We start from the raw sequence: 7,134 nt of genomic DNA, 5'->3' as shown, positions 1-7,134 counted from the left end.
GGGAGCCAAAAACAATGAAAGCTTGGGAGCAGATGGATGCAATCACACCCCCATCAGTAAAAGAACGTCCAATACTTTTCAGCGGCCCCATGGTGCGCGCGATATTGGAAGGCCGCAAAACGCAGACGCGGCGAATAGCAAAAACCGACTTCCTGAAATCAGTTCGACCATTCCCTGATGCTCCAGCAGAGATGCGTCCTTGCAATCATTCCTGGCCTGGGAAGCGGGTTGGCATGACGTGTTCTGACTGCCATCAGGCAATCATTTCCAAATGTCCCTACGGCCAGCCCGGTGACCGGCTGTGGGTGCGGGAGACTTGGGCTCAAAACCAGAACCAGTACAGCGAAACATTTATTGATGACAGCTTGGTCTACCGGGCTGACGGTGAATTTCGAGCACAGGACAACGGCACCGACCTGCCTTGGTGTCCGTCTATTCACATGCCCCGCTGGGCCAGCCGCATTCTGCTGGAAGTGGTGAGCGTGCGGGTGGAGCGTCTGCAAGACATTGGGCAATTCGGTGCCGTCTGCGAAGGCTATCCACCTTCGACGCGATTGGAATGCGGAGGACTAGACCACGATCCCGTCGACCTTTTCATTGAGCAAGATGTGCTGGGTCAGCAGTGGGATGCCAACCCTTGGGTATGGGTCGTGGAATTCAAGCGGGTCGAAGCATAATGGACCTGCAAACCTTCGACGTCGAAATCGCAAAGGAGTACGGCCTCGAATGCGCCGTGCTCTTTCAAGCTATTGGATACTGGGCGAGACACAATCGCAGCAAACCTGACCGGCAACGTGACGGCAAAGCATGGATGTACATGAGCCGCCGCGAGTGGCTGGAAGAGTTCGGGTATATCGGTGAAGGAACGCTTCGATCTGCGCTGCAAAAGCTTGCGAACGCCGGTCTCATTGAGCGCGGGAACTACAGCGAGGGCATGTATGCTCGGACCACCTGGTACACGCTCACGGAAACCGGTTGGGAGCTTTGGCTAAAACAGCCAAAGGGTTTGGCTAATTCAGCCAAAGGCTTTGGCGAAAACAGCCAAACTATTACAGACACCAACATAACAACCACTCACTCAACTCTCCCCCCAACCCCCAAGGGGGAGCCGGACAAGTTCGACGAAATCTGGAAGGCTGTCTGGAAGCGAGGCGGAGGTTCGCAACCTCGTCAGCCCGCTGCCCGCGCTTATGCCGCCGCTATCAAGAGCGGAGCCAGGCATGAGGATATTCTCGCCGCAGTGAAAGCCCGTATCGGCGTGGACAAGCCAGATACAGTCTATGCACCCATGCTCTCCACTTGGATGAATCAAAGGCGCTGGGAGAACGAGGGGGCGGAGCCGGTCATGTCTGCTGCGGATCTAGATGCTGCCAACCGGCGTCTCGAAGAGCGTCAGAAGCGGCACCGTGAGCAGATGGCCAAGCTGGCTGAGGAGCGAAGCAACAAGCTGCTGGGGCTGGCGTCATGATCCATTCCCACGACGACAGGCAGCTTGAACTCCTGCTCGATGAGTGCGGCGAGAACGCCGAGCATATCAAACAGCTACAGAAGGAAGCGAAGGAAGGCTATCCGGCACCATTCGTGCCGTACCAGAAGCCGAAACCGATTGACCCATGGCCCCCTCACATGCGGTTCGATTAATCGGGGCGCTGGAGGCCGCTGTTCAGCCAGGGCGAAGGGGGCTGCGCCTTGCAGATGTGCTCCATCACATGGCTGCAGGAGGGGCACTCGAACATCTGGACTTCCATCCCGGCGGAGCGCGGGGAGATCCGCATCAGCAACGTCGGCTTCCCGCACTTGGCGCACGGCGGCCGTGTGATGTGGGAAGTGTTTGGAAGCATGTCATGCTCGCGCTGGAGGAAGGCGGGAGCCGATGACTCTCATCACCGATAAAAGCCTACGAACCGGGCGGTGACGCCGTTAAGGTAAATCTCCTCCAACGGAACTTTCAACAGTTAATTTTTGCAAATCTTCTCATTTCAGCGGAACGATTCCGCTGTCTGTCACTTTTGTGGGCGGAAGATGAGAGCGGAAGTTGCCTAAGATTCTAGTCGTCGAAGATGACCCATTCATCATGATGTGGGTCGAGGATGCCCTGCATGATGCGGGGTTTTCCGTGCTGACCGCTACCAATGCAGACCGGGCAATCACCTACCTCGAAAATGATCCTGAGATTACGCTGGTTTTCACTGACATCGACATGCCGGGTAGTATGGACGGCCTCAAACTCGCCCTGGCTGTACGGGACAGATGGCCACCCGTCCACATTGTGATAGCGAGCGGAAAACACCGCCCGCTTGCAAGCGAGATGCCCGAAGAGACGGTTTTCATTCCAAAGCCCTATCTTCCGCGTGACATCCTTGGAGCCGTGCGGGGCTTCCACTGAGTAACCACGTTCCTCCGCTCAAGGTTTCATTTCTGGAACAATGATTAGCGGCAGGCATTCTTTCCACGTGGAAATCGGCGGGAGGCATGCCATGGACGATCTTTCCAAGAAGGGTCAGCAGGACCGCAGCAAAATCAACATGCACGAGGCGCACGAGGTCCAATATTGGACCAAGCATCTCAACGTGTCGAAGGAGGAGCTGCAGCGGGCCGTGGACAAAGTCGGCAACTCCGCTGCCGCCGTCCGCAAGCAGCTCGCCGCATGAAGCCGCTCGTCCGGCGCTGGACCGAGGAAGATCTTCAAAAGCTTCGGGTGCTGATGTCACAAGGGGCGTCAGCGGCCCGGTGTTCTGCGGCTCTGAACCGTTCGGCTTCTTCGGTGAAAAAAGCCGCACGCCAGCTCGGCGGCGAGTTAGCGGGCGTGCGCGAGCTGAAGGCGCAACGCCGCGAAATGCTGGAACGAGAGGAGCGGAGCCTCCGGCCCGGCCAGCGAAGAAATGACGGCAGCTTTGTTTAGCCTCTAAGCCACCTCGTCGCGCGGCCAGGTCTGGATGCCTGGGTTAGCTCGACCGGGGAAGGTCTTTTCGGTCCCGCACTGGCGGCACTCGAACACCCGGTTGACGTACCCCTTCATGCCCGGCTCGATGCGCTGCAGGAACAGGGCGGACGTGCATTTCGGACAAGATCTATCAGCCATTTTGACCCCCGTTTGGCTCAATCCCGACGAAGAGAAGCAGAAAGGGCGCCGGAGTTCCCGACGCCCCTAATTATATGCCGCCTGTGGCGGGAAATCCTCAGTGCGTTTTGCTGTTCTGCCACTTCTCAAGATCAGGTTTTGGAGTGTCGGGCAGGCTTGGGTCAGTTGCGTTCTGCGGGTTTTGCTTCCACGGCTGATCGGTTTGCTTTGTGTCCGGCCAATCCTGGCGGTCGTCGGGCCTCGGGGTTTGGTCGTTTTTCATGCCGCAGCCGTTGCTTTGGCCAAGTAAGCCGACGTCAGCTTTTCGACGTTGTCGCGAACCCAATCAGCCATCTTCTGCTCTTCGTCGAGCGAACGCTGCAGGATCTCCTTTGCCTTCGGTTGCCCAGCAGCTTCAGCCATGCTGATGAGCGACTTGTAGGCCGCGATCTCGAAGTTCTCGAAGGCGTTGTTGGCAAAGGTGTTCTTCAGGATTTCGTCCGGCGCCGCTGCGTGGAACATTGCCATGAAGTTTGCCATGACCGACTGAGCGGTGTCTTTGAGCGTCGAATTGTCCTCGGCCAAGTCTTGTAGGCAGCTTTCAAGTCGTGCCAACTGCTCTTTCGTTTCAGCGAGATGCATGGTGAGCTTTGCCTTCACCTCCGGATAATCGTCCATGCGCTCCGATTGGCGCTCCATCAATTCCCGCGCCTGGATCTCCATAGCGTGAGCGTTGCGTAGTCCCGTCACGTAAATGTCGCGTGCCGTCTCGGCCATAAGTCTTCTCCCTTGTTGTCTGCGCGTAACACCAATTCGGGAACCCTGTTCCCCGCCGCGACAAACAATCACGGGGGGACGGAACAGTGAGCACGACTGCTCGTTCGCGGCTCAGGAGGCCGCATGCAGGCATTCACTACTCAGGAAATTACCCGGAAGTCCGTCGGAATAGCTCTGGGCTTCCTCAAACTATCGGGAGAGCTGGAAGACGAAGCTGCCGCGGATCTCTTCATCACTAAGAGCGTCGAACGCATGATGGACGCTGGTATCAAACAGGAGCTGATACTCGCAAACAGCGCGATTGCGGAGTATCGGAATTCCACAAGGCGCGATCAGAGTGCAGTTCTAAGAACGATTGTCAGGTGAGAAAATGTGGGCAAGAATCCAGGTATGGTGGATACGGACACACGACCAAAGGCTGAACGACGAGCTTGCTCTCGCGGTGGCCGTCGTCCTGGCAGCGGCCGTTACGGCGAGCCTACGGTTCCTGTTCGAGTCCCTGTGAGCTTGCTTGCTGCCGTGCGCCGCCTCTTAGAGCTTGGCCCGCGTAAGCTTCCTTTCGTGGTTGTCGGTACGCCAACCGCTGCCGCCGTCAGCGGGCGCTCCACGTTATCGATTTATCCCCGGAACTAACGAAACTCACAGAAACCTCCGGGTTTGGGGAATAACCCGCGCTCAAAATCACAAGGCCCTTGCGTAGGATTCAGAAAACCTGCCACAAATTCTTTATCGCAACGCGATGATTCGGCTTCCAGCGAATTTTAATGGAGAGCCGCGTCATGAATCGTCCGCCGAAATTCCAGATCAAATTGTTGGGGTGTGATGTCAGCGCCGAAGGGGTCGTTGGCATCGGAGCCGCGTGCTTCCTCGTCGTGTTCGTTATCGTCGTCACCCGTTTGTTCTAGCAAGCTTCATGGCCATGCGCGATAATATCCGCCTGGGGGAAACATGGATTGGTCGATAGTCACGGTGCTGGCTCTGGTCGGCATATTCATCTGGTGGCGACAGCAAAAGCATGTCGAAGGGCAAAAGAAGGTCGCTGCCCGGTTGGCGAGGGACACCCGCCTGTATCAGCACATCAAGATGGGGATGCGCGAGTACGACTGGCGCCAGAAAGATGAGCTGTGGGATTACGGCGACCGGCAGGTGATTTTCGAGACGCCTCATCTCATTGCGTACCACGTGAGCCATTTTGCCGAGACCCGCATCGGGTTCTACTTCAAGGACATCGAAGAGTATGGCCTCTACGGGTTTTTCGCAGGAAATGGCGACGAACATCACGAGAGCTACTACCGCAGCGATAAGAACTTCCTGACAGAGGGCCGGCTCGCGTGGGGCAGTGACACCCTCTAGGACGGGAGCCGACCGAGCTTGTGCCATGTCTTGCGCAGATGGTCCTCGTGCGGGCCATATTTGGCCTCCCAGCTCTTCACACCGATACGATGGTACTCGTCATGAATCCGCTTGCAGAGCGGGATTGCGGTCGCGTCTGGAGCCTTCTGTCCCATGCCGGTCCCCCAAGCCAATCCCTTGGGATGGTGAGCCTCGGCGCCGGGCAGGCCAGTGACGGAGCAGGGCAGTTGGTGAACTGCCTCCATGTAAGCTCCGTCTTTGAGAGGCAGGGACACCCGGAGAATCGGTACGTAAACGACGCGGCTCAATGAGCCACGACCTTCTTATGCTTAGCCTCGTCGCGTCGAACTTGCTTCAACCAATGACGCAATGCTTGGCAGACGATCTCCACGTTTGTGGTGATGCCAGTAGCGGCTTTGAGTTCTTCGATGACCTTCGGCACGTCCGGACGGTCAGTAGTGTTGATGAAGATGCCTGGTCTATCCTTTGGCACGGTGCTCGGCTTCTCGTTGTTTCAAGTAATTATCGCGAATTCGGTCCTCGACTTTCGACTTGTTATCGACGGCCCGTCGCCAGCTCACGTACGCTTCGTTCTCAGCCTGATAGGCCGCCAAGAGGGCGGCCTGATCATCAGGACTGAGCGTCATATTCGACAAGTCCGCCATTAGAAGGGGATCTCGTCGTCAAACGGCGGCTCGTTGGAGGCGGGCGCTACCTCTGCCATAGCTTTATCAATGGCCATGCCGTTCATACCCTTGAACTCGGGGGATTTGCCGATGATATCGCGGATACCCTGCGGCAAAGCGTCGAATGCTTCCTGCTCAAATTCGTCGAGCATGAGAACGATGGGTTTATTGACCATGACTGGCTTGTCGATGTTTTTGTGCAGCTTGGTCAGGTTCTTGATTTTGATCTTGCCGTTCTTGTTCGGCGCCATCTGCACCATGCAAGGCACGCCTAGCATCAACCCCCAATCGAAGCCTTCATTCTCGAACTCGCTGATCTGTTCGTCGGAGTAGGGTTGGCCGCGCCAACTCTCCATGAACTTGCGCAGGGTGGCCTCTTCATGAAAGGAGGCAGTGAGCCATGCGGAAACCATGAAAGGCTTCTTCGGGTCAATCTTGCCATCGTCGCCTACCATATAGCCGCAGCCATTGGTGTCGACGGCTTCACCGTGTAGCTCAAAGCCGAGCATTAACTGCCGCCGCTGGCTCTTTTTGCCTTCGTATTCATTCTCCTGGGTGCCCAGGTCGATCACACGCACGCAAAGCGCGGCGTAGGTGCCAATAGCAGGGTCTTGGAAAGAACCGCCGCTACTGCTCATTTTCATTTTGGCCATCAGCCTCTCTTTCTCTTAGTGTTGAAAACGATCAACGCCTCGCCGGGACAGCATGCCCAAGTCGGCCTGAACGTCATATCCGTGAGTGCGGATGGCATCGACAAATGCGTTGCTCCCCATCTCTCCCGAAACTTCGTCAATCTGGCGTGCGATTTCTGCAACACGCCGTTGTTGCTCCTTAAAGAGCGATTGTTGGCGGGCTTGCTCGGCCAAAGCGGCGAACGCGCCCATTTCAGTTCTCATGGTCATTACTCCTGTTGTTGTCCAAGCAGAGTCGCATAAGAAAATATTCCGGTAAAGCATAAAATATCTTTACGAGTATAAATTCCTATGTCAGCTTGTCTTCAACAACAGGAGCTAATCAACATGACTACCAAAGAATATGGCCTTCTCTGCTACAACGGCAGTGAGCGGGCGCCCAACCTCTACTACCGCAACCAAGCGCTCTGCGATTCCATCCTCGCGCTCATCATCTTCGCCCTCGTTGGCGCCATGCTCTACGCAATGGCCCAGCACGGCGTGATGGCATCTTAAGGGGAGGTGAGAATGTGGAAACAATCAGTATTGAGACCGGGAAGTCTTACAAGACACGCAGCGGCGAAAA

Annotated in this window: 16 protein-coding genes; 10 read left to right on the top strand and 6 right to left on the bottom strand. The window is 56.4% G+C overall.

The window, feature by feature from the left end; translation table 11 throughout:
- Positions 1-14 precede the first annotated feature (14 nt).
- The 6 genes from ACIQ17_RS28865 (at position 15) to ACIQ17_RS28840 (ending at position 2,902) form a co-directional block, all read left to right on the top strand.
- A complete protein-coding gene (locus tag ACIQ17_RS28865; RefSeq protein WP_398472855.1) occupies positions 15-677 on the top strand; it encodes a hypothetical protein in 663 nt (220 codons plus the stop codon).
- Positions 677-1,468 (top strand): hypothetical protein, encoded by a 792-nt coding sequence (locus ACIQ17_RS28860; RefSeq protein WP_398472854.1) that lies wholly within the window; start codon positions 677-679, stop codon positions 1,466-1,468. The genes ACIQ17_RS28865 and ACIQ17_RS28860 overlap by 1 nt, the downstream gene beginning before the upstream one ends.
- Positions 1,465-1,641: a hypothetical protein gene (locus tag ACIQ17_RS28855; protein WP_398472853.1), complete on the top strand. Its 177-nt coding sequence runs from the start codon at positions 1,465-1,467 to the stop codon at positions 1,639-1,641. The genes ACIQ17_RS28860 and ACIQ17_RS28855 overlap by 4 nt, the downstream gene beginning before the upstream one ends.
- A gap of 394 nt (positions 1,642-2,035) precedes the next feature.
- A complete protein-coding gene (locus ACIQ17_RS28850) occupies positions 2,036-2,386 on the top strand; it encodes a response regulator (protein WP_398472852.1) in 351 nt (116 codons plus the stop codon).
- A 91-nt stretch (positions 2,387-2,477) separates the two neighbouring features.
- Positions 2,478-2,651, top strand: coding sequence for a DUF3606 domain-containing protein (locus tag ACIQ17_RS28845; RefSeq protein WP_398472851.1), 174 nt, complete (start codon positions 2,478-2,480; stop codon positions 2,649-2,651).
- Positions 2,648-2,902 (top strand): hypothetical protein, encoded by a 255-nt coding sequence (locus ACIQ17_RS28840; RefSeq protein ID WP_398472850.1) that lies wholly within the window; start codon positions 2,648-2,650, stop codon positions 2,900-2,902. The genes ACIQ17_RS28845 and ACIQ17_RS28840 overlap by 4 nt, the downstream gene beginning before the upstream one ends.
- Before the next feature lie 3 nt (positions 2,903-2,905).
- Here the strand turns inward: ACIQ17_RS28840 and ACIQ17_RS28835 are convergent, their stop codons facing one another.
- Both ACIQ17_RS28835 and ACIQ17_RS28830 read right to left on the bottom strand, forming a co-directional pair.
- The gene (locus tag ACIQ17_RS28835) at positions 2,906-3,082 is read right to left on the bottom strand and encodes a hypothetical protein (RefSeq protein WP_398472849.1); all 177 of its coding nucleotides are present in this window, start codon (positions 3,080-3,082) and stop codon (positions 2,906-2,908) included.
- A gap of 258 nt (positions 3,083-3,340) precedes the next feature.
- Entirely contained in the window at positions 3,341-3,838 is a 498-nt protein-coding gene (locus ACIQ17_RS28830; RefSeq protein WP_398472848.1) for a ferritin-like domain-containing protein, read from the bottom strand.
- A 123-nt stretch (positions 3,839-3,961) separates the two neighbouring features.
- Here ACIQ17_RS28830 and ACIQ17_RS28825 point away from each other — a divergent pair, with 123 nt between their 5' ends.
- From ACIQ17_RS28825 to ACIQ17_RS28815, 3 genes are all read left to right on the top strand, one after another.
- On the top strand, positions 3,962-4,204 hold the full coding sequence (locus ACIQ17_RS28825; protein ID WP_398472847.1) for a hypothetical protein: 243 nt from the start codon (positions 3,962-3,964) through the stop codon (positions 4,202-4,204).
- Between the two features lie 413 nt (positions 4,205-4,617).
- On the top strand, positions 4,618-4,743 hold the full coding sequence (locus ACIQ17_RS28820; RefSeq protein WP_398472846.1) for a hypothetical protein: 126 nt from the start codon (positions 4,618-4,620) through the stop codon (positions 4,741-4,743).
- 43 nt (positions 4,744-4,786) lie between these two features.
- Positions 4,787-5,191: a hypothetical protein gene (locus ACIQ17_RS28815; RefSeq protein WP_398472845.1), complete on the top strand. Its 405-nt coding sequence runs from the start codon at positions 4,787-4,789 to the stop codon at positions 5,189-5,191.
- Here the strand turns inward: ACIQ17_RS28815 and ACIQ17_RS28810 are convergent.
- The 4 genes from ACIQ17_RS28810 to ACIQ17_RS28795 all read right to left on the bottom strand — a co-directional run bounded on the left by ACIQ17_RS28810 (position 5,188) and on the right by ACIQ17_RS28795 (position 6,773).
- On the bottom strand, positions 5,188-5,436 hold the full coding sequence (locus ACIQ17_RS28810) for a hypothetical protein (protein WP_398472844.1): 249 nt from the start codon (positions 5,434-5,436) through the stop codon (positions 5,188-5,190). The genes ACIQ17_RS28815 and ACIQ17_RS28810 overlap by 4 nt on opposite strands.
- 234 nt (positions 5,437-5,670) lie before the next feature.
- Positions 5,671-5,856, bottom strand: coding sequence for a hypothetical protein (locus ACIQ17_RS28805; protein ID WP_398472843.1), 186 nt, complete (start codon positions 5,854-5,856; stop codon positions 5,671-5,673).
- A complete protein-coding gene (locus ACIQ17_RS28800) occupies positions 5,856-6,530 on the bottom strand; it encodes a phage replication initiation protein, NGO0469 family (RefSeq protein ID WP_398472842.1) in 675 nt (224 codons plus the stop codon). The genes ACIQ17_RS28805 and ACIQ17_RS28800 overlap by 1 nt, the downstream gene beginning before the upstream one ends.
- A gap of 15 nt (positions 6,531-6,545) precedes the next feature.
- Positions 6,546-6,773 (bottom strand): hypothetical protein, encoded by a 228-nt coding sequence (locus tag ACIQ17_RS28795; RefSeq protein WP_398472841.1) that lies wholly within the window; start codon positions 6,771-6,773, stop codon positions 6,546-6,548.
- 123 nt (positions 6,774-6,896) lie between these two features.
- On the opposite strand from ACIQ17_RS28795, the gene ACIQ17_RS28790 reads away from it, so the two are divergent.
- The gene (locus ACIQ17_RS28790) at positions 6,897-7,064 is read left to right on the top strand and encodes a hypothetical protein (protein ID WP_398472840.1); all 168 of its coding nucleotides are present in this window, start codon (positions 6,897-6,899) and stop codon (positions 7,062-7,064) included.
- The last annotated feature ends 70 nt before the right edge of the window (positions 7,065-7,134 follow it).

Origin of the sequence: Tardiphaga sp., from assembly GCF_044340795.1 — a bacterium.
Lineage (GTDB): Bacteria > Pseudomonadota > Alphaproteobacteria > Rhizobiales > Xanthobacteraceae > Tardiphaga.
The sequence above is the reverse complement of the archived record's forward strand: the minus strand, read 5'-3'. Positions and strand labels throughout refer to the sequence as shown.